Raw genomic sequence first — 25,323 nt, 5'->3', positions numbered from 1 at the left:
ATGGGAGACGTTATTGATATATATGGTTTATCACCTTTGCAAAAAGGAATACTGTTTCATACTTTATACGATCAAGATGATGAACATTCATTTTCCTATATTGTACAAGTAGGCTTCTTGCTCGGGGGGCAATTGGATATTGCTACTTTTGAAAAGGCCTGGGAATATGTTATTCATCGACATGAGGTTTTACGTTCAGTATTTGTGTGGGAGGAAGTAGAAAAACCACTACAAGCGGTTTACCAACGTCTTCCTTTTACTATTCATCAAGAGGATTGGAGCACCTATCCACATGATGAAAGGGCGAAGAAATTACAACAGTTTTTGAATGTAGATCGTAGAAAAGGATTTTTATTGGATGAAGCACCATTGATGAGAGTCACTGCGATTAAAGAGGCAAAAGAGGAAACGAGAATTATTTGGACACATCATCATATTTTGCTAGATGGATGGAGTGTGTCATTGGTCTTTAGTGAAGTGATGGAAGTTTATCTCAAGATGATAAAGGGAGAATTGTTGAATCTTCCTAAACCTCTTCCTTATAAAAAATATATTCAATGGATAAATAAACAAGATCAAAGTCAAGCAGAGGAATTTTGGAAAGAAGAATTAAAAGGGTTCTATGCACCTACTCCATTAGCAATGGAAAGAAAGGAACAAGGACAAGAGAAGGGTTATGGAGAATGTGCTTATCAAGTATCTGAGGAACTTACTGAGAGTTTACAAGAGTGGGTACGAAATAGTCGATTAACGTTGAATACGTTAGTACAAGGTGCATGGGCTTATTTGATGAGTAGGTATAGCGGTGACAGTGACGTCGTATTTGGCGTAACTAGCGCTGGGCGTCCTACTGATTTAATGGGAGCAGAGAATATGGTGGGGCTATTTATTAACACATTACCTACCAGAATTCGATTAACGGATAATACATCAGTAGTAGATTGGCTTCGTAAAATACAAATGAAAGAAATGGAACGAAGACAGTATGAGTATAATTCGTTGATAGATATTCAAGGCTGGAGTGAGGTTCCGCGAAATAGCTCCTTATTTCATACCTTGTATGTGTTTGAAAATTATCCAATTCAAGGTGAGAGAAATGATGATTTAAGATTACTAGATGTTACAAGCACGGAACAAACAAATTATCCTTTAACACTCATTGTAATGCCCGGTAAGAAAATTACTTTAAAGTTGATGTATGATCGAAGCTATTTTAATGAAGAAACAATAAATCTGATTCAGAATCACTTATTGCAAATATTAATTCAGATGACGAAGAGCCTAGATTCAAAACTATTTGAAATTACTCATTTAACAGAAGAAGAACAGATACAGTTACTAGAGGAATGGAATCATACTCAAGTTAATTATTCGGCTGAAGGCATGATTCATACGATGTTTGAGGAGCAAGTTAAAAAAACACCGGAAGCAATCGCGGCTAGTTACGAAAATGAACAAATTACCTATAAAGAGTTGGAGAAGCGTGCAAATCAGCTAGCTCATTATTTACAAAAGCATGGTGTAGGCCCAGAGTCTCTAGTTGGAGTATATATGGAACGTTCATTACAAATGATGATAGCGTTATTAGGTATTCTAAAATCAGGAGCAGCGTATGTTCCACTTGACCCTACTTATCCAGAGAGTCGGCTTCGATATATATTAGAGGATGCTGGAATCGAAGTACTAGTGACGGAAGAGAATTCTAAAAATTTGTTTGTATCTGAAAATATAGAAACGATTTGTATGAATAAAGATTACACTGCAATTGAAAAAGAAGAATCAACCCCATGTATAAGTGGTGTAACAGGAGAAAATTTAGCGTATGTTATGTATACTTCAGGATCTACAGGGAATCCAAAGGGAGTAATGATTGAGCATCATTCAGTAATTAATTATCTAGAATGGATGCAACATAAATATCCGCTTTCTGAAAAGGATGTGGTCTTGCAGAAAACGCCATTCTCATTTGATGTCTCTGTTTGGGAATTGTTTTGGGGCATTCACGTTGGTGCCAGTGTATCTTTCTTACCTCCAGGTGGAGAAAAAGATCCTTCTATTATAGCTGAAGTGATTAAACAACATCAGGTTACTATAGTTCAATTTGTACCTTCAATGTTATCTGTTTTCTTAGATCACTTCAATCGTATTGAATTGAACATGAATTGTTCGTCCGTACGCCATGTATTTTCTGGTGGAGAAGAACTAAGTTCAGGGTTAGTTAGACGATTTCAACAGAAATGGAATTATAGTGGACAAGTGAAATTAACCAACTTTTATGGACCAACTGAAGCCACTATTTATGTGAATGCATTTGATATTCAGCCTAATCAAGAATTTGTTTCTATTGGACAGCCAATACAGAACACGCAATTATATGTATTAGACCAAAATCAACGCTTGCAATCAATAGGAATTGAGGGTGAGTTATATATTGGTGGTGCTGGTTTAGCACGTGGATACTTAAATCGTCCGAATCTTACTGCTGAAAAATTCGTTTCGCATCCATTCCAATTGGGGGAACGACTATATCGAACAGGAGATTCAGTAAGATATCTAACTGATGGAAATATAGAATTTATAGGTAGAATGGACCATCAAGTCAAAATGCGTGGTTTTAGGATTGAATTAGGAGAAATTGAAGCCACTTTAGAAAAATATTCGTTTATTAAAGAGGCTGTCGTATTAGTTAGAGAAGATCGTCCAGGTGATCAACGATTGGTTGCATATGTAATAAGCGATGAAAATACCGAGGAGTGGAGAGAGTATTTACAAAAACAATTACCGAATCATATGATTCCAGCGCACTTTGTAGAGTTAGAACACTTCCCGCTTACTCCGAATGGGAAAATTGACCGAAAGGCCTTGCCAATACCTGATGAGCAAGCTATTGGAGATTTAAATGTTCTACCTCGGACGCCATCGGAAGAGCTTATTGCCTCGGTTTGGGGTCAAGTGTTAGGGATAGAAAATATTAGTATTCAGGATTCCTTCTTTGAACGTGGTGGGCACTCACTACTTGCTACTCAAATCGTCTCTCGGTTACAAGAACTGTTCCAAATTAAAATTCCATTACGTGAACTTTTCAAGCACGATACAGTGGAAGCATTGGCGAAACGAGTGGATCAGTTACGAAAAGAAGATAAAGAACGAGAGGTTGCTCCTCTTGTACCTATGAAACGAGAAGAAGTTATCCCACTTTCCTATGCGCAGAAACGTCTATGGTTTATTGATCAATTAATGCCAAATAGTGCGATGTACAATATTCATGCAGCGTGTCGCTTAACAGGTAAATGGTCAATTGAAGCATTGGAGGTCGGATGGAATCAATTGTTGGAGCGTCATGAATCATTAAGGACGACAATTCTAGAACAAGAGGATGAACCTTTTCAACAGGTTCAATCTCATGTGTTCAGACATATTCCTCAAACGAATCTAACAGATCTTTCTTTGGAAGATAGGGAAAGAGAAATGAAACGCCTTATTCAAAACGAGGCGGAGGAACCATTTCATTTGGGACAAGGTCCTCTGATTCGAACAAGAATATTGAAAGTGGACAGGGAAGAATGGGTTCTCATTTGTACGATGCATCATATTATTTCAGATGGATGGTCAATGGGAATCTTACTTGAAGAATGGATGGCTTTTTATGAAGGAGCACTAACCGGAAAACCAGTGGAATTGAAGGAGTTATCTATCCAATATGCAGATTTTGTCATGTGGCAGAAGGAATGGCAAAAAGAGGAGAATTTGAATCAGCACCTTCAATATTGGAAGGAAGAATTATCTGGGGAACTACCGGTTTTACAATTACCGATGGATCGTCCTCGACCTGCAGTTCAAACCCATCGTGGTGCAAGTCAGTCCTTAATAGTGGCGAATTCCCTACAGGAAAAGCTCAAAGATTTAAGTCTGCAAGAAGGATGCACTTTATTTATGACATTGATGGCAGCGTATCAAAGCTTCCTTTCTCGTTATACAGGACAGGACGACATTATAGTTGGAAGCCCAATCGCTAATCGAAATGTGAAAGAGATTGAGGGATTAATAGGATTCTTTGCAAACACGTTGGTTTATCGAGCTGATTTCAGTGAAAATCCGACGTTCCAAGAACTTTTGTCGCAGGTAAGAAAAAAAGCGCTAAAAGCATACGAGTATCAGGACATCCCATTTGAGAAAGTGGTAGAATCCGTAAAACCTGAACGGAATACAAGTCATTCACCAATATTCCAAACTATGTTTACTTTACAGAATACGAAACAAGAGTTTCTTCAGCTATCTGAAAGACAAATGGAACTCATGGAAAGCCATGCTTCTGTTGCCAAATTTGATTTGAGTTTATTTGCTTCTGAGACGGAAGAAGGATTATCACTAACCTTTGAATATAATACTGATTTGTTTAATGATACAACCATTGAACGTATGGCAAGTCATTTTAAACATTGGTTAAATCAAATTGTCTCTCATCCAAAATGTGTACTATCAGAACTGAATATGTTATCGAAAGTAGAATATAAGCAACTACTAGAGGAATGGAATAAATCGCGTGTTATAGATATGGAAGAAAGTACGATTCATACAATGTTTGAAGAACAGGTGAAAAAAACACCAGAAGCAATTGCAGTAGTGTGCGAAGATGAAGAACTAACATATCGAGAGTTGGACGAACGCTCGAATCAGTTGGCACATTATTTACAAAAAAATGGTGTAACATGCGAATCATTAGTTGGGGTTTGCGTTACACGTTCATCCGAGATGATTGTCGGTCTTTTAGGAATTATGAAGGCGGGAGGAGCATATGTCCCAATTGATCCAGCGTATCCGGAAAGTCGACTGCAGTACATTTTAGAAGATGCTCAAATAAAGGTACTGGTGACGCAGGAAAAGTTACAACAAAAAATGGTTATACCTAAATTCGTCAACGTGATTTGTATTGATCGTAATCGAGCAGAAATAGAACAAGAAGTAACTACGGTATGTACGAGTGAAGTGACGGGCGATAACTTAGCCTATATTATCTATACTTCAGGTTCCACTGGAAATCCAAAGGGAGTAATGATTGAGCACAGGAATACAGTAACAATGATTCATTGGGCGCACCACACGTATTCCCGAAAGGAATTAGCGGGAGTGTTAGCTTCAACTTCGCTATCTTTTGATTTATCCGTTTTTGAAGTATTTGTTCCCTTAACGATGGGTGGTAAGGTGATTGTCACTGAAAATGCTCTACATCTAGAGAAGTTGTCTTCCAAAGGTGTGACTTTGGTTAATACTGTGCCATCGGCAGCAAAGGAACTGGTTCGAGCAAAAACAATACCTTCTTCGGTAAAGGTGATGAATTTGGCTGGAGAACCATTGCCATATTCGCTTGTTCAAGATTTATACGAGAGAAATACGATTGAAAAGGTGTACAACCTATATGGACCGTCCGAAGATACTACGTATTCCACGTATATGGAATTAGAAAAGGGTGTCATGCATAGGGTCCCACCGATTGGTAAACCAATATTCAATACAGAAGTATATGTACTAAGTGCTGAACAAAAAATGGTTCCAATTGGTGTAGTTGGTGAGTTGTACATTGGTGGATCAGGATTAGCACGTGGATATTTAAAGCGCCCTGACTTAACGAAAAATCGTTTTATACCGCATCCGTTTAAAGAAGGAGAGCGAATATACCGGACTGGAGATTTAGTAAGGTATTTGCCGGATGGAAATTTGGAGTATGTTGGGCGAATCGATCATCAGGTGAAAATTCGTGGGTTCCGGATTGAACTAGGAGAAATTGAAGCGATATTACAAAGGCATACACTAGTTAACGAAGCTATTGTGATGGTGCGGGAAGATTATCCTGGCGACCCACGTTTGATTGCCTATGTTGTAGGAGACGGAGATGCTCAAAAGTGGCGTGATTATCTCAAGGATCAACTACCAAATTATATGATCCCAGCCTATTTTGTTGGATTAAATGCATTTCCACTCACTCCTAATGGGAAAATTGATAGGAAGGCTTTACCAGCACCAGAGAAACAGGAGATAGCAAGTGGTTATATTGCTCCTCGTACGTCTACGGAAAAAACAATCGTTTCGATATGGCATGAAGTTTTAGGTATGGAAAACATCGGAATTCAGGATTCGTTTTTTGAAATTGGTGGCCATTCATTACTTGCTACGCAAGCTGTTTCTAATCTTAAAGAGGCTTTTGGAATCGACATACCATTGCATGATTTATTTATGTTTCATACGGTGGAGCAATTGGCAGAACAGATTGATCAATTGCTCGATAACAAAAATCAAGAAATGCAGAATGGTAGTAAGGAGAATGTAAGTCTTCAAGACTATATTCAAAAAGAAGCAGAAGTGAGTAATGATGAAGAATTACTGGAACTACTTAAGCAATTAGAAGAGCTATCAGAGGAAGAAGCACAAGGGATATTCGAGAGTAATTTGATTGAGGAAGGGGTAAAAAAATGAGAAGTGATTTACTTGCAAAGCTGAGTTCACTTTCTCCTGAGAAGAGAGCATGGCTTCAGAAGCAAATGCAAAAAAAGGAGAATAAAGAAGCACTCCCGTTGTCTTATGCACAACAACGTTTGTGGTTTATGGACAGATTTAATCCAAATAGTTCTTTATATAATATTCCAACGGTATGGCATCTAAAAGGAAATTGGATACCTGAAGCATTAGAAAAGGGATTCAATCGACTCATTGAACGCCATGAATCATTACGAACTGTTTTTAAAGAAGTAGGAGAACAACCTGTGCAACAAATTGTCGAATTCCTTCCTAGAGCATTACCTGTAAGAGATTACTCTCAACTTCCTCTAGAAGTAAAAGAAAAAGAGGTAGATAGTTTAATTGCGAGAGAAGCGCAAGAACCATTTAATTTAATGAATGGTCCTTTAGTTCGTAATCAGCTTGTTCAATTAGAGAAGGATGAATGGTTATTACTGTGTACGATGCATCATATTATTTCTGATGCTTGGTCCATTGGTATATTCATGAATGAATTACTTGCTTTCTATGAAGAAGAAACGGGCGGAAATCCTGCTAAATTAAGTTCATTATCCATTCAATATGCAGACTTTGCGAAGTGGCAAAAGGAGTGGTTGCAAGGTGATGTGCTAAATCGTCAGCTTACGTATTGGCAAGAAGAATTATCTGGTGAGCTTCCTATTTTACAACTGCCAGTGGATCGACCTCGACCGGTTAAGCAGACTTACTCTGGGGCTACGCATCACGTAATTTTTCCTTATAAATTGCTTAGTCAATTGAAGGATATAAGTCGACAAGAAGGATCTACTTTATTTATGACTTTAATGGCCGCATACCAGAGCTTTCTTGCTCGTTATACGGGACAAAAAGATATTCTAGTTGGTAGTCCGATTGCAAATCGGAACCATAAGGGAGTAGAAGGATTAATTGGTTTCTTTGTTAATACGTTGGTTTACCGATCAGATTTGAGTGGCATCCCTACTTTTCGAGAGATTTTGAACCAAACAAAGAAAAAGGCGTTAAAAGCTTACGAATATCAAGATATACCATTTGAAAAAGTGGTAGAAGCTGTGCAACCTGAACGAAGCACGAGTCATTCCCCTATATTTCAGACCATGTTTACGCTACAAAATATAAAACAAGAACGACTAGATTTGCCTGATAGAAGTATTGAAATGGTAGAAAGTAATATGTCTATTGCTAAATTTGATTTGAGCTTAACTGCCTATGAAGTGGAAGAAGGTCTATTCGCCTCATTTGAATACAACACGGATTTATTTGATAGTAGTACCATTGCACGTATGGCAGGACATTTTGAGAACTGGCTAAATGAAATCACGTATCATCCAGATGAATCATATATAAAGCTGTCAATGTTATCGGATACTGAGCAAAAACAACTCTTAGAAGAATGGAATGATACGGACGTAGTTTATGGTCATGATTGTATGATTCATGAGCTATTTGAGCAGCAAGTTGCACGGACACCTAATGCAGTGGCGGTAGTTTATGAGGGTGGAAAGCTAACGTATCAAGAACTGAATGAAAAATCGAATCAATTGGCACATTTTCTACAAAAACGAGGTATCGGACCTGAATCATTAGTCGGTATATGTATTGAACGTTCTCCTGATATGATTATTGGTCTCTTTGGGATTTTGAAAGCAGGTGGGGCTTATGTCCCACTGGACCCAAGTTATCCCGAAAACCGCCTGAGATACATTTTGGAGAATTCACAAATTCAAGTGCTGTTAACAAAAGAGGCACTACAGGACTGGTTACCTAAAGATATTCGAGCAATTTGTTTAGACCGGGATCAAGTAATGATTTCTAAAGAGAGTAATTTAGCTCCGGTGAGTGGAGTAACAGCAAATAACTTAGCCTATATTATATACACTTCGGGTTCGACGGGAAATCCAAAGGGGGTAATGATTGAACATCATTCCGTTATCAACCGTCTACAGTGGATGCAGAAAAAATACCCATTGTCCGAGGAGGATACAATCCTACAAAAGACACCGTTTTCATTTGATGTTTCTGTCTGGGAATTATTTTGGTGGTCATTTGTAGGAGCACGTGTTTGTTTACTTCCACCAGGAGGAGAGAAAGATCCTGCGGTGATTGATGAGTATATTGAACGATATCGTGTGTCCACCATGCACTTTGTTCCGTCGATGTTATCTACTTTTTTAGATTATATGGAACTATATAATTCGAAAAGGGATGTATCGTCTTTAATTCAAGTTTTTACTAGTGGAGAAGCGTTAAACACTGAGCAGGTTCGCCGGTTTAAGGGGATCTTTTACAATGTTCAGCAAACAAAGTTAATTAACTTGTATGGTCCTACTGAAGCGACTGTGGATGTGACTTATTACGATTGTGATTTAGAAAAAGAGGCAATGCTTATTCCGATTGGTCGTCCGATTGATAATACAGAGTTGTATGTGTTAGATCAATATCAACAAGTGGTCCCGATTGGTGTGGCAGGGGAACTTTACCTTGGAGGAGTAGGATTGGCACGTGGCTACTTCAATCGACCGGATTTAACTACTGAACGTTTTATTCCGCATCCTTTTAAGGACGGGGAACGATTATATCGAACGGGTGACTTGGTGAGATATATGAATGATCGTAACTTAGAATATATTGGAAGAATAGATAACCAAGTTAAAATTAGAGGATTCCGAATTGAATTGGGAGAAATTGAAGCAGCTTTACATGATCACTCATCTGTAAAAGAGGCAGTCGTGTTGGTGAAGGAAGATCGACCAGGAGATAAGCAGTTAGTAGCTTATGTAGTGGGTGAAGGGGATACTGGAGAGTGGCGTGAATATCTCAAGAAGCAATTACCACATTATATGGTTCCGGCATACTTTTTCCAAATTGAAGGTATGCCACTCACTCCAAATGGTAAAGTGAATCGGAAAGCATTATTGGAATTAGAAGAACAGTTCATAAGTGAAGATATTACTTCATCACGAACACCAGTGGAGGAGCTCATTGTTTCCGTTTGGAGCCAAGTGTTAGGAATAAAAAATATTAGTGTGCAGGATTCCTTTTTTGAAATCGGTGGTCATTCACTACTAGCTACTCAAGTAGTGTCACGTTTACAGGAAATTTTTCAAATCGAATTACCAGTACGTGAACTATTTGAATATACAACGGTGGAGTCACTGGCAAAGCGATTAGAACAGCTACGTAAAGGAGATAAAAAACGAGAGATTCCGCCACTAATACAGATGGAGCGAGGAGAAGCTATTCCACTATCTTATGCCCAACAACGTTTATGGTTTATTGATCAATTTACACCTAATAGTGCCCTTTACAATATGCCAATGGTATGCCGTCTTACAGGGAATTGGCTACTTGAAGCATTGGAAACGGGATGGAATCAACTAATAGAACGTCATGAATCACTGCGGACGGTCTTTCAAGAAGTGAATGGTCAACCCGTACAGCAAATTAAACCGTATGCTTTTCAATCAATTCCGAAAACGGATTTAACTATGCTTTCTTCTGAAGACCGAGAAGAAGAGGTTAAACGTTTCATTCAACAAGAAACAGAAGTGCCATTTGATTTAACAGAGGGTCCATTAATCAGGACGAGTATTTTGCACGTGGGAGAGGAAGAATGGATACTCCTTTGTACTTTACATCATATCATTTCAGATGGATGGTCAATGGGAATCCTACTTGAAGAATGGATGGAATTTTATGAGAAAGCAACGGATGGAAAGGTGGCGGAACTTGAACCATTACCGGTTCAATATGCCGACTTTGCTCAGTGGCAAAAAGGATGGCTGAAGGAGGAAGTGCTTGATCAACAACTTCAATATTGGAGGGAAGAATTGTCTGGGGAGCTTCCTGTACTCCAACTTCCTATGGATCGCCCGCGTCCTGCAATACAAACTCATCACGGGTCGACATACACTCTAGTTTTGCCAAGCACGCTACATGATAAATTGAATGAACTTAGCCGAAAAGAAGGGGCTACACTCTTCATGACGCTGTTGGCTGCATATCAAAGTTTTCTATCTCGTTATACGGGACAAGAAGATATTTTGGTCGGAAGCCCAATTGCGAATCGGAATTATAGAGAAATTGAAGGACTAATTGGTTTCTTCGTTAACACGCTGGTTTATCGAACTAATTTGAGTGGTGGACCGACATTTCAAGATGTACTGTATCAGGTTCGTCAAAAGGCATTGAAGGCGTATGAATATCAAGATATCCCATTTGAAAAAATTGTAGAAGTTGTGCAACCGGAGCGAAGTACAAGTCATTCGCCAATCTTCCAGACTATGTTCATCTTGCAAAATATGAAACAAGAGTTTCCGGTGTTATCTAGTAGAAGTATTGAAATGATAGAAAGCCATAGTCCAATTGCAAAGTTTGATTTAAGTGTGATGGCAGTTGAGACAGAAGAGGGATTACTTTTTACTTTTGAATACAATAAGGATTTATTCAATGCTACTACTATTGAACGGATGGCAGGACACTTTGAGAAATGGCTATATGAAGTTTCTCATCGCCCACAAAATCCGTTGCATGACCTGAGCATGCTATCGGAACCCGAGCGTAATTTGTTATTAGAAACATGGAATGACACTGTAATGGAAATGTCCCATCAGGGTCTTATTTGCGGCAGATTTGAGGAGCAAGTAGCAATGCGTCCTGATGCGATTGCGATAGTTGATCAAACAAAACAGTGGACTTATGGTGAACTGGATATACAAGCAAATCAGTTGGCAAATGTTTTACAGCGAAAGGGAGTAGCCCCAGAATCAGTGGTGGGAGTTTATCTTCCGAGGTCAGCAGAGCTAATGGCAAGTTTACTAGGCATTTTAAAAGCTGGTGGAGCTTATGTTGTTTTAGACCCGTTGTATCCAAAATCAAGGTTAGAATACATGATTGAAGATGCAGGAATTCAATTTGTAGTGACGGCGGAAGGACAAGAAGGACATTTCGCACACGTCGAAATGGTGAGGTTAGAAGAATTAACGGTGGAAAGCGTAATTGCACCTACACGTCAAATAAATCCAGAGAACTTAGCCTATATTGTCTATACCTCTGGTTCTACAGGAAAACCGAAGGGTGTTATGGTTGAATATCGCTCATTAATGAATATGGTTTCTTGGCATCAAGAAGTTTATCGTATTTCAGCAGAGGATCGTGCGACTCAGATTGCAGGGGTTGCTTTTGATTCGGCTGTCCAGGAGATTTGGCCGTATCTAACTGCTGGTGCAGCACTCTACTTGTCAACAGAGGAACTGAGAATTAATCCAGAAGCACTAAGGGACTGGCTCATTGATTCACGAATAACAGCTAGTTTTGCACCTACGCCTATTCTGGAAAGACTCTTGAAATTATCTTGGCCAGATAAAACGGATCTTCGTTTTATCATTACTGGTGGGGATCAATTAACACAGTATCCATCTAACGATATTCCTTTTGCAGTAATTAATCAGTATGGTCCATCGGAAAATACCGTTGTTACCACAGATTGTTATGTACCTGTAGGAGTGACAACAGGTACGCCATCGATTGGTCGACCGATTGCGAATACAGAAGTTTATGTGTTAGATTCTCATCTTCAGCTAGTACCAATTGGTGTAATTGGAGATCTCTATATTGGAGGGAAGAGTCTTGCACGTGGATATGCTAATCGTCCGGATCTTACAAAGGAAAAATTTATTCCACATCCTTTCAAGTCAGGAGAACGTCTCTATTATACAGGAGACAAAGCAAGTTATCTTTCTGATGGTAATCTCCAGTTCCATGGACGTATAGATGACCAAGTGAAAATTCGTGGTTTCCGGATTGAATTGGGAGAAATAGAAGCTGTTTTGCAGGCGCATTCTTCTGTGAAAGAAGCTGTTGTATTGGTGCGAGAGGATAATCAAGGTGATAAGAGATTAGTAGCTTATGTAGTTGGTGAAGGAAGTGTCCATGAATGGCGAGAACATCTACAAACACATTTACCTAATTACATGGTTCCAACAAACTTTATTGAGATGGAATTTTTACCACTTACACCGAATGGAAAACTTGATTTGAAGGTATTGCCTATACTTAGTGAACAATCCGCTGAAAATACTGTATACCCAAGAACTCCGCTGGAAGAACTTATTGCTTCAGTGTGGAGTCAAGTGCTAGGAATAAGAGACATTGATGTTCAGGATTCTTTCTTTGAGCTCGGTGGTCACTCTCTACTTGCTACACAAGTGGTCTCACGCTTACAGGAGGTCTTTCAAATCAAATTGCCAGTACGTGAACTGTTCGAATATTCAACGGTCGAGGCATTATCGAAACGAATAGATCAGTTACGTAAGGGGAGCGAAAAACGAGAAATTCCACCATTGATGCCGATAGAACGAGGGGGAAATATTCCACTGTCTTATGCCCAACAGCGCTTATGGTTTATTGATCAATTTGCACCTAATAGTGCACTTTATAATATGCCAATGGCATGCCGTCTTACAGGGAATTGGTTACCTGAGGCATTGGAGTTGGGATGGAATCAGTTGATAGAGCGTCATGAATCTTTGCGGACTGTATTTTATGAAGAGGATGGCCATCCTATCCAGCAGATTCAACCGTACGTTTTCCGTCCGCTTCTGCAAATGGACTTAACTAAGCTTTCATTAGAGGAGCGAGAAAGAAAGTTGGAGCAATGGATTCAAACTGAAGTCGAATCTCCATTTGATTTAGAACAAGGGCCATTGTTCCGTGGGAAACTCATAAGAATTTCAGAAGAAGAATGGATTCTTCTGTGTAATATGCATCATATTATCTCAGATGGATGGTCGATGGAAATCTTACTTCAAGAATGGATGGCATTTTATGAGAATGCGATTGGTGAAAAACAAGCAGAGCTGGAACCACTACCAGTTCAATATGCCGATTTTGCTCAGTGGCAAAGAGAATGGTTGAGAGATGAATTACTATATCAACAACTTGCGTATTGGAAGGAAGAATTATCCGGTGAGTTACCAGTCTTAATGTTGCCAATGGATCGTCCGCGTCCGCCAGTGCAAACCCACCATGGATTAACTCATAATGTTTTGTTATCGCGCTCATTACTGGATAAATTAAACGAACTAAGTCGTCAAGAAGGGGCCACACTTTTCATGACCTTATTGGCAGCGTATCAAAGTTTCCTTGCTCGTTATACGGGACAAACGGATATTATTGTTGGTAGCCCAATTGCAAATCGAAATTATCGAGAAATTGAAGGACTGATTGGTTTCTTTGTCAATACATTGGTTTATCGAGCTGATTTAAGTAATGCACCGGCATTTCAAGAGTTGTTGTCTCAAGTGCGGATAAAAGCATTGAAGGCGTATGAGTATCAAGATGTTCCGTTTGAGAAAATTGTAGAGGTTATCCAACCTGAACGAAATACAAGCCATTCTCCGATTTTCCAAACCATGTTTACTTTGCAAAATACGGGACAGAAGCTACCAGAACTACATGGAAGAAATATAGAAGTAATGGAAAGTAATGCCCCTATCGCTAAGTTTGATTTAAGTTTAACTGCTGCAGAAGTGGAAGAGGGTTTATTACTTACTTTTGTTTATAGAACTGATTTATTTGACAGCTTAACTATTGAATCCATGGCTGAACACTTTGGGAACTGGTTGAATGTAATCGTGGAGAATCCTGATAAATCATTAGCTAAGTTGCCTATATTATCAGGATTACAGCAAAAACAGTTGGAAGAGTGGAATAATGATGCTGTAGCATATCCACAGGAAAGTACGATTCATCAGCTGTTTGAAGAGCAAGTAAATCGTACACCTGATGCGGTAGCAGTGGTAGATGAAAAACAGCAGTTAACGTATCGAGAGCTGAATGAAAAAGCTAATCAATTGGCCCACTATCTTCAGCAATGCGGAATTGGGAATGAATCATTGGTTGGACTTTGCTTTGAGCGTTCAGTTGAGATGGTTGTTAGTATTATGGGGATTTGGAAGGCTGGAGCAGCCTATGTTCCATTAGACCCATCATATCCAGAAAGTCGCCTACGATATATTTTGGAGGACACTGGAATTCAAGTATTAGTTACGAACGAGTCATTGGAAGACTGGATACCTAAAGAAATGAAGATAGTTTGTCTAGATAGGGATCAAGCAATGATTTCACAAGAAAGCATTCTTTCACCAAAATGTGAAGTAACAGGAGAAACCTTAGCGTATGTTATCTATACTTCAGGATCAACGGGGAATCCAAAGGGTGTCTTGATACAGCATCATTCTGTACTAAACTTGTCACATGGTTTACAAAAAGAGGTTTTCGAACATGAGATACCATCTAACATGCATGTCGGTTTAAATGCGTCAATTGCCTTTGATGCATCTATCCAGCAATTACAAATGCTGCTTTATGGTTCAAGTTTGTATATTATTCCAAATGAAGTACGAAGTGATCCGGAGCAGTTTGTAGCTTATATTAGGGAGAACAAGTTAGAAATCTTTGATATAACACCTTCATTGCTTCAATTACTTATAGATGTCGGATTGTTAGAAACGTGCGATGGCATTCATGTTCCAAGTAAGGTACTGGTTGGTGGTGAAGCAATTATGCCGTCATTATGGGAACAGCTAGTAGAGACTGATAAAATACAGTTTTATAATGTATATGGTCCTACAGAATGTACGGTTGATGCAACATGCTATCATATCAAAAAAGATAGTAAGAGAGTAACAATTGGGCGTCCATTGCCTAACGTCCAAACTTATGTATTAGATAGAAATAGGTTACCAGTTCCAGTTGGTGTGATGGGGGAACTTTATATCGGAGGAGCAGGTCTAGCAAGGGGGTACTTGAATCGTCCAGAGTTAACATCCGACCGATTTATTTCTCATCCATTCAAAGAAGGCGAGAGGTTATATAGAACAGGCGATCTTGTGAGATATCTTCCAGATGGTAATATAGACTACTTAGGAAGAATGGATAATCAAGTGAAGATTAGAGGATTTCGAATCGAACTTGGGGAGATTGAGTCGACTTTACAAGAGCATGACTTGGTAAAAGAGGTAGTTGTAATAGTTAGGGAAAATCAGTCGGGAGATAAGAGATTAGTAGCTTATGTAGTGGGCGAAGGTAGTTTAGAAGAATGGCGAGAGTATCTTAAAACAAAACTGCCAATCCATATGATACCTTCCTACTTTGTCGAAATGAAAGAATTACCGCTAACCATAAATGGAAAGGTTGATCGGAAATCGTTACCTATACCAGATTATCAAGGAACACAAGAAGGCTACGCGGCCCCAAGAAATGAACGTGAACATAAGCTTTCTATCATTTGGGAACGTGTGCTAGGTTCAAAACGTATTGGTATTTATGATAACTTTTTTGAAATTGGTGGAGATTCAATTCTTAGCATTCAGGTTGTCTCTCGTGCAAAGCAAGCTGGTTTACAGTTGACACCAAAACAACTATTTGAACACCAAACGATTGCTGAGTTGGCGCAAGTAGTCAAAGAAGAACAAGGTGTACAAGCTGAACAAGGAATTATAACTGGAGAGACGATACTTACACCTATTCAGCAAAGGTTTTTTGCACAAAATCATCCTAATCCACATCATTGGAATCAATCCATGTTCTTTAGAACGAAAGAAAAATTGGACATAGGATCACTGGAAAAGGCAGCGCGTAGCCTTCTACTTCATCATGATGCCCTGCGTTTAAGATATGAACGTTTACCTAATGGGACTTGGGAACAGTGGAATGAAGGAATTAAAGAACAATTGATGCTGACTGTCATTTCATTAGACGAAGTGCCGGAAGCGGATTGGCATGAAGTTATTCAAAAAGAGATTAATGTTGCACAAGAAAGATTGAATTTACATGATGGTCCTTTAATGAGAATGGTGTATTTTGATGAAGATGAGAAGACTGGCCGATTATTTTGGACAATTCATCACTTAGCCGTGGATGGTGTTTCTTGGCGAATTTTATTGGAAGATTTGCAAACAGCGTATACGCAAGCAGTCCAAGGACAAAAAATTCAATTACCTATGAAGAGTACATCTTTTAAAGAATGGTCGGAGAAATTACAACATTATGCTGAAACTGGAATATCAAAAGAAGTGCTACATTACTGGGAGCAGCAGGCTGAACAAGACGTAGTTATACTGCCAGTAGATGGTACTATAAGTAATCCAGTAAGGGCAGTAACTGAGGAAATTACTGTGGTGTTAAACGAGAATGAGACCCGTATGTTATTGCAAGAGACTTTAAGCACTCACCGTGTCCAAATCAATGAAGTATTATTAGCAGCATTGGTACAAGCTACAGCAGCATGTACGGGGCAGCCGATATTAAGCGTAGATTTAGAGGGACATGGTCGAGAAGAGATTATTGAAGATGTTGATTTATCGAGAACCGTGGGATGGTTTACAAGTATTTACCCAGTTCATTTAAATATTACTAATGCTAATACGCCAATTGCAGCATTAAAAGCAGTTAAAGAACAAGTTCGCAAAATTCCTAATAAGGGTGTTGATTATGGGGTGTTGTGTTACATGAACGCAACAATGTGTGAGCAATTAAGCTTCCAATATACACCGTCTATTAGTTTTAACTATCTTGGACAATTTGACCAATTGTTTTCTAGCGATGCAATGTTTATTCCAGAGAACGAATTTAAGCGTTTAGATCATGCTGCCGGTTCCAAGCGATCGCATGTAATTGATGTAATTGGGGTTGTAACGGATGGAAAACTTCAATTCACTTGGGTATACAATGTTGGACAATTTGCCAAATCAACGATTCAAAGTATTGCACAGAATATGCTATATCAACTGAGTACATTGATCCAATTTTCAGATAGAGAATCTGCACTGACCATTTCGGATTTTGCAATGGCTAATCTTAGCCAAGAAGGTTTGACAAATGTACTAAACAAAATGCATCGCGGAAAGAACAATCAGATTACTGATTTATATCCACTATCACCTTTGCAAGAAGGTATGATTTTCCACACATTGCATGACCAAGGGGATGAACATGTTGCACCGTATATAGTGCAATTGAGTTTTATGATTCGAGGGAAAATGAATATTCCTACATTTGAGCAGGCGTGGAAATCTGTAATTCAGCGGCATGAAATTTTTCGTACAGCATTTGTATGGGACGAAATTGAAGAACCTGTACAAGTGGTGTATGAAAATATCCCATTTAAAGTGAACAAAGAAGACTGGCGTACAATGACGAGTGAAGAGATAGAGGAAAAAAGAAAAGTCTTTTTGGAATTAGATCGAAAACAAGCCTTCCAATTTGATGAAGCACCATTGATGCGGGTAACAGTCATTCAAGAAGGTGAGGAAGAATATCGGATTGTTTGGACCCATCACCATATTTTACTGGATGGATGGAGTTTACCATTAGTATTTAATGAATTACTTACAGTCTATCAAAAGAGAATGAATGGAGAAGCTGTGAAGTTACCTAAGTCCTCACCATATAAGAAATATATCCAATGGCTCAGAGAACAAGATAAGGAGCAGGCGGAACAATTCTGGAGAGAGAAGCTAAAAGGTTTTACTGCACCAACTTTACTGGGCTTAGAAAGTAAAGAGGAAGAAAAAGGTTACACAGAGAAGGTTACGTATTTATCAGAAGAGCAGACTCAAGCGTTACAAGGATGGGCGAAACGCAATAAACTTACTTTGAGTACAGTAATTCAAGGTGCATGGGCATATCTCATGAGCCGATATAGTGGAGAAAATGACATTGTTTTTGGTGTAACAAGCTCAGGGCGTTCTACGGAGATTATTGATGTTGAAAACATCGTAGGTCCTTTCATTACAACGTCACCGACGCGAATTCAATTGATGGATGATATAAAATTAATAGATTGGTTGCAGAAGATACAAGAGGAAGAGATAGAAAGAAGACAATATGAGTATGCTTCTTTGACAGAGATTCAGGGGTGGAGTGAAGTTCCTAGAGGAATACCGCTGTTCAATAGTTTATATGTGTTTGAAAATTATCCAGTGAAAGAGGAGTCTTCAGAAAATCTGGAAATTGGTGAATTGGAAGGGGTAGAACAAACCCACTACCCATTAGGGTTAGCTGTAGTTCCAGGAATCCAGTTATCGTTAAAGTTAATGTATGACCGTAGTAAGTTTAATAGAGTAACCATTGAACGAATGCTGGGTCATTTACACCAAGTGTTAATGCAAATGCTCAAAAACATTGATCAAAATCTATCGGAGCTAGTATATATTACGGAAGCTGAACAAAGAAAGCTATTGGAAGAATGGAATAATAATACTATATCCTATCCACGTCAAAATGTAATTCATCAACTATTCGAAGAGCAAGTAAATCGTACGCCTGACGCGTTGGCAGTGGTAGATGAAAAACAGCAACTAACATATCGAGAGCTGAATGAAAGAGCTAATCAATTAGCACATCATTTACAGAAATGTGGAATTGGGACAGAGTCATTAGTTGGCCTTTGCTTTGAGCGTTCAGTTGAGATGGTTGTTGGTCTCATGGGAATTTGGAAGGCTGGAGCAGCCTATGTTCCATTAGATCCATCGAATCCGGAAAGCCGCCTACAATATATTTTAGAAGACACAGGAATTAAAGTGTTAGTTACAAATGAAGTATTACTAGGCTGGATACCTAAAGACATCAAGACAGTTTGCCTAGATAGGGACCAAGCAATGCTTTCTCAAGAAAGCAAACTTTCACCAATATGTGAGGTAACAGGGGAAAATTTAGCGTATGTTATCTATACTTCTGGTTCGACAGGGAATCCAAAGGGGGCTTTAGTACAGCACCATTCTGTAATAAACCTATCCTATGGTTTACAAAAAGAAGTTTTCTCACATGAAATACCTAATAATATGCGCGTCGGTTTGAATGCGTCAATTGCCTTTGATGTATCTATTCAGCAATTACAAATGTTGCTTTATGGTTCAAGTTTATATATTATCCCAAGTGAAGTTCGCACTAATCCGGAACAATTTGTGTCCTATATTAGGGAGAATAAATTGGAAATGTTTGATATGACACCTTCATTACTTCAATTACTTATAGATGGAGGATTGCTAGAAATAAGTGCTGATGTTCATGTACCAAGTAAGATATTAGTCGGTGGTGAAGCAATTATGCCGTCATTATGGGAACAGCTAGTAGAGACAGAAAAAATTGATTTTTATAACGTATACGGTCCTACAGAATGTACGGTTGATGCAACATGCTATCATATCAAAAAAGATAGTAAGAGAGTAACAATTGGCCGTCCGTTGCCGAACGTTCAAACTTATGTATTAGATAAAAATTTGTTACCTGTTCCAGTTGGTGTAACAGGTGAGCTATATATTGGGGGTGCAGGTATAGCGAGAGGATACTTGAATCGCCCAGAATTAACAGCAGAGAGATTCATCCGTCATCCATTTAATGAAGAAGAGCGTTTATATCGTACGGGAGATTTGGTTCGTTATTTACCTGATGGTAATTTAGATTACTTGAGAAGAATTGATAATCAAGTAAAAATTAGGGGCTTTCGTATTGAACTTGAAGAGATTGAAGCGAATCTAGAGAGGCATCCATTGGTAAAAGAAGCAGTAGTTTTGGTAACAGAGGATAAATTAGGAAAGCAGAGATTGGTTGCTTATGTAGTTGGAGATGGTAGTATGCATGATTGGCGTGAATATCTCAAGACACAAGTACCGAATTATATGGTTCCCGCACACTTTATTAAGGTAGACGAGATTCCTCTTACAACGAATGGAAAAGTTGATCGAAAGGCATTGAACAATTTAACTATTTTAAGAGAAAATAACTTTTCTACACCAATCATTCCAAGGGATGAAATTGAATATCAGTTGATTAAAATCTGGCAGGATGTGTTACAGATAGAAGATGTCTATGTAAATGATGATTTCTTTAATAGAGGAGGACACTCTCTCCTTGTAATTAAATTAGTTTCAAAAATTAGGGAGAAGTTTGGAAAAGAGCTTAAGGTGTCTACATTGATTAAGAATCCAACAGTGGAAGGAATCGCATGCCTTATTCGTGATAAGCATGATATGACGAAATCAGTAGCAGCGCTAGTTCCACTACAAGAATCAGAGAAAAGACCTTTCTTCTGCGTTCATCCGTTTATGGGGAATGTATTCTGTTACATTCAACTAGCAAGATTGCTTAAGAGCCGTTGTTCATTTTATGGTTTACAGAATCCTCTTATAGAAAAGAAAGAAATTGACGAGTTAACTTTGCCGGAAGTAATTCAACTTTACATGGAAGAAATAAAACGTGTTCAGCCAGAAGGTCCATATCGTCTTGGAGGATGGTCTTTAGGCGGTACGATTGCTTATGAAATCGCAACTGTATTAAAGAATCAAGGTGAGGAAGTTGAGTTGTTGGTACTCATGGATACTAAAGTACCTTCAAAGCAGGATCATAAAACAAGTGAGGATATGCTCTCATATATATATGAGCATTTCATTCCTAGAGATCTTACTGAGCAGGAAGGAGACCTTGTCCATAAACAAGATATGCTTGTGGAGCAATTAATTATGGAAGGAGTACTCACGCCTGATGCAGATCTTATCAATTTGAAGCAAGTTATCAATGCGCATAGGAAATGCCTGAACATAATGGCAGAGCATGATTTAATACCATACTCTGGAGAAGTTCTCTACTTTAGTGCTGAGGAAGGAAAAGAGTTGTTTACAGATTGGGGACCTTTATTAAAAGGTAGAGTAAATAGGTATTCAGTCCCTGGATCACATGAAGAAATAGTGGATTCACCTGCAGTTGAAAAAATAGCTATGTATCTACTAAATGAATTTGAAGGAATAAAAGAGAAATCCATTTTATTAACGGAAAAGTAGAGAGTATAAAAGATGCAATGCAATGAACGAAAAGGGTAGACCAATACCTGCATATCAAGTGTAGGGAATAATGAATATATTAAGAGCATTACTTTTTAAGGGGATAATGTAAAAAGTAATTGGTAGAGACATAGAAATCTTTATGAGTTACCCATAGTATGATGTAAATACTATGAAATCTTTGTAATAGAAGCGAATGCCTGATGATATTACTGAGGAAAGGTGCATATTTTCATTGATATGTAAATATGCACCTATTCTATTGTATATGCAATAGAATAAAGTTAATTTGAATTTCCGTAACGTTCATATATGAAGTAATTCTTTAAAAAAGGAAGTGATTTATTATACAAATTCAAGCTGTGAAAATACCAAAGAATATTGAAAGTCATTTGCTTAAGCAACTTAGTAACTTAGTTTCAAATGAGAAGAAAGAACGAATGAAGCGTTTATTAAATTCATGCGACATTAATAGAACTCTAATAGGAGATTTACTAATCCGATCTCTAATCTGCCAAAAGTATAAAATTAATAATAAAGAAATTAGATTTATATATAATAAGTATGGAAAACCTTTTGTTGAAAAAATTTCTGACTTTCATTTTAATGTGTCTCATTCAGGAGAATGGGTGGTTTGTACTACTGCTAATTTTAACGTGGGTATTGATATAGAAAAAGTTTCAGAAATAGAGGGTTTTAAATTAGCAAAAGAATTTTTTTCAGCGGAAGAATTTTATGATATATCTAATATGAATTCTGATGAAAAAATTAATTATTTTTATGATTTATGGACATTAAAAGAAAGCTATATAAAAACGATTGGAAAAGGGCTTTATACCCCATTAAATTCATTCTCTATAAAAAAAGAATCACGAACTTCAATTTCATACAAGAATATACCTAAAAACTTTTACTTTAAACAATATAACATTGATCCAAATTATAAGTTATCTGCTTGTGCAACAAGAGATGAATTTCCGCAAGAGATAATAATTAAAGACATTTATACAATTTGCCAAACTATATACAAATTTGAAAGTAAGGAGAAAATCAATGCAGAAGACTAAACTTTTTTGCTTTCCACATGCTGGGGGATCTGCGTTTAACTACGCAAAATGGAAAAATTACTTTAATCCATATATTGAAGTAGTCCCGATAGAATTAGCTGGTAGAGGATATAGAATTGAAGAAAGCTTGTACCAAGGTATGGAAGAGGCCGTAAATGATGCCTACACTAGTATAGTTAAGCAAATAGACGCTTCACCGTACATTCTATTCGGGCATAGCATGGGGAGTTTGATTGCTTATGAAGTAGCTAGAAAAATACAGGGTTCTAATAACGAATTACCCGAATTTCTTGTTTTATCCGGTAGAAACCATCCAAATAGTAAAATAAAAAATATCCGATATAATCTTCCTAATGAACAATTTAAAAGAGAAGTTATTGCAATGGGAGGTACACCATCTGGGGTACTTCAATCAGAAGAATTAATGGAGATTTTTCTCCCTATTTTAAGAGCAGATTTTAAGATTGTCGAGACATATATTCATGAAAATAATATACAACCATGTGATATTGATTTTCTTATATTTAATGGGAAAAATGATGAATTTACTACATATGATCAAGTAATAAAATGGAAGCAATATACAAGTAAAACGTGTACTTTTCATTCTTTTGAAGGTAGTCATTTCTTTCTAAATGAAAATATTGAAGAAATAGCAAAGAGTATTATAGGAAAATTAAATTCTAAAAGATTATCAACTAGTTTTTAGGATTTTTCTAAGTATGCTCATGCCTAAGAAACAAAAATATGAAAGATGAAAAATACAGGCATTGCTGAAATATTGTTGAATATATGCATAGAAGCCTAAACGAACTGTTTAAAGGTAGAAACTCTAAGCAAAATGTACATGAATTAACTTTAGTTTAAGCTGGCTTTACCTATAATACCATCAAGATTCCTTATTATACTTAGTACAAAGTACACAACAGTTAGAGAGGCTGTATGTAAAGCAAATGAATATGTGAAGTGAAAAGGCCGACTCTTATAATTATGAGTGGGCCTTTTGGTTTTATGGATATCAAATTAGTGAGCAACATTTCAAAGGGTATCTTGTGATATAACTAAGTAGAATTTTTTAAACAAGGGGATGATGAGATGAATAAATTGAAGGGGAAAATTGCATTAGTAACAGGGGCTAGTAGAGGAATAGGCCGAAGTATTGCATTACATTTGGCACATGCTGGTGCGTTAGTCGTTGTTCACTATAGTAAAAGAAAAGAAGAAGCAGAAAGTGTAGTGGATAAAATTAAACAAGATGGCGGTTCCGCATTTGCGATTCGTGCAGACTTAAGTACTTTTAATGGCATTAATAACTTGTATTCAATGATGGATCAATCTCTTCAAAAATATATAGGTAATACTACATTTGATATCCTTGTAAACAACGCTGGAATTGAGCAGGTTTTAACATTAGAGGAATCTACAGAGGAGTCTTTTGATGAGGTTATGAATATTAATGTGAAAGCTCCATTTTTCATTATTCAGAAGGCTTTGCCACGTTTAAAAGATGGGGGAAGGATTATAAATATTTCGTCTTTTGTCACAAGGGTAGCCTCCCCAAGTGTTTTTGCCTACAGTATATCTAAGGGGGCAATAAATACACTCACTCATACTTTAGCTCAACAACTTGGTGTTCGTGGTATTACAGTAAATGCAATTCTCCCAGGCATAATTAACACAGAAATGAATGCTGAGACATTGGGCAACCAAGATGGACAAAAATATGCTGCAGGTTTATCGACCTTTAATAGGTGGGGGGAACCTAATGATATAGCTGATATTGTAGGTTTTCTTTCATCATCAGACAGTCGTTGGATAACTGGTGAGTTAATTGATGCAAGTGGTGGATCTTGCTTATAATATTAGAGGAAAAGCCAACTTAAATTAAGTTGACTTTGCAATTCTATTATTTGTTTGTTAAACCAGTGAACTATGTACCATTTTTTAGTTCTTAGAATAGTCACCTTGAGATGGGGCCAAATGTAGTAAGTCAATCAGGGGAGAGAACTAATTATGCTTTAGTATGATTTATGATAAGTATAAATGGTAAAAAGCAATGAATATGCACAATTTCATATGTAAATAGGTACTTTTTGTTAACTCTTTTAAAGGGAAGGAAATGTATGAAATTATTATGATAGAATCAATTTGTATTAAATCGAAAGGGGATGAGAGTATGCTAAAAAGAATGATTATAGGAGTTTCATCATTATTAGTGGGAGCAACAGTTGGCTTAGCGACTGATGTATCCGCAGCACCTGCACCACCATTAACATCATTAAATGTGGTAAAAGTTGAATCTCAATTAGGCGGGGTTGAATTTATTGGTCCTAATAATTTAAGTACAGCTAAAGATCACGGAGGGAGCTATTTATACATTTATACAAATGAAATGGGATATGGTAGAAATCCAATTGCTCAAATGAGTGGTCAAAAACTAAAAAAAGTAGATTCTAAGATGATTGATATAAATGGGGATAGAACAGTGGATGGATGGGAATATAAATGGGATGCTTCAGGACAGCAAAATGGGCAATTTAAATATCAAAATACATCTACAAATGCACCTTGGAATACATTATCTACGTCATTAAATATTAAATAAACTAACAGAAGAATTCGATGTTATTTTTTTATGTTTGTTATATATGTAACGTTTGGATACCTAAAGGAGTCTACGTTTTTAAGTAGGCTCTTTCTAACTAATGATAAGATATCAGCAAATAGATAAACTATTTTTTCTAATCGACAAATTAAAAGTTTACATAACATTTTTCTGGTAAACAATTCTAGGTTTAATAGTGTAATCAATAAAGTAAGGAAATCTTTCATAAAATCAATTAAGTTATTTAGTGGGTCTTTCATCATAAATATCTAAAACTACATATTTATGAAATTTTATAAAA

6 protein-coding genes are annotated in these 25,323 nt (G+C 37.4%); all 6 read left to right on the top strand.

Translation table 11 applies throughout. The annotated features are described in order from the left end of the window. The 6 genes from N2V92_RS22900 (at position 1) to N2V92_RS22875 (ending at position 25,022) form a co-directional block, all read left to right on the top strand. Complete coding sequence (locus N2V92_RS22900) at positions 1 to 6,471, top strand: non-ribosomal peptide synthetase (RefSeq protein ID WP_016077708.1); 6,471 nt, start codon at positions 1 to 3, stop codon at positions 6,469 to 6,471. Beyond that, the gene (locus N2V92_RS22895) at positions 6,468 to 21,350 is read left to right on the top strand and encodes a non-ribosomal peptide synthetase (protein ID WP_044797958.1); all 14,883 of its coding nucleotides are present in this window, start codon (positions 6,468 to 6,470) and stop codon (positions 21,348 to 21,350) included. Before N2V92_RS22900 ends, N2V92_RS22895 begins: the two co-directional genes overlap by 4 nt. A gap of 362 nt (positions 21,351 to 21,712) precedes the next feature. Then, a complete protein-coding gene (locus tag N2V92_RS22890) occupies positions 21,713 to 22,417 on the top strand; it encodes a 4'-phosphopantetheinyl transferase family protein (protein WP_033668848.1) in 705 nt (234 codons plus the stop codon). Then, positions 22,404 to 23,126: a thioesterase II family protein gene (locus N2V92_RS22885; protein ID WP_001172926.1), complete on the top strand. Its 723-nt coding sequence runs from the start codon at positions 22,404 to 22,406 to the stop codon at positions 23,124 to 23,126. Before N2V92_RS22890 ends, N2V92_RS22885 begins: the two co-directional genes overlap by 14 nt. Positions 23,127 to 23,512: 386 nt before the next feature. Next, the gene (locus N2V92_RS22880; protein WP_016077705.1) at positions 23,513 to 24,277 is read left to right on the top strand and encodes an SDR family oxidoreductase; all 765 of its coding nucleotides are present in this window, start codon (positions 23,513 to 23,515) and stop codon (positions 24,275 to 24,277) included. Between the two features lie 259 nt (positions 24,278 to 24,536). Beyond that, complete coding sequence (locus tag N2V92_RS22875) at positions 24,537 to 25,022, top strand: DUF4879 domain-containing protein (protein ID WP_000272949.1); 486 nt, start codon at positions 24,537 to 24,539, stop codon at positions 25,020 to 25,022. Positions 25,023 to 25,323 lie beyond the last annotated feature (301 nt).

It is taken from the genome of Bacillus sp. CH_48 (genome assembly GCF_038008465.1).
Taxonomy (GTDB): Bacteria; Bacillota; Bacilli; order Bacillales; family Bacillaceae_G; genus Bacillus_A; species Bacillus_A thuringiensis_S.
This window is presented reverse-complemented; position numbering and strand designations above follow the sequence as displayed.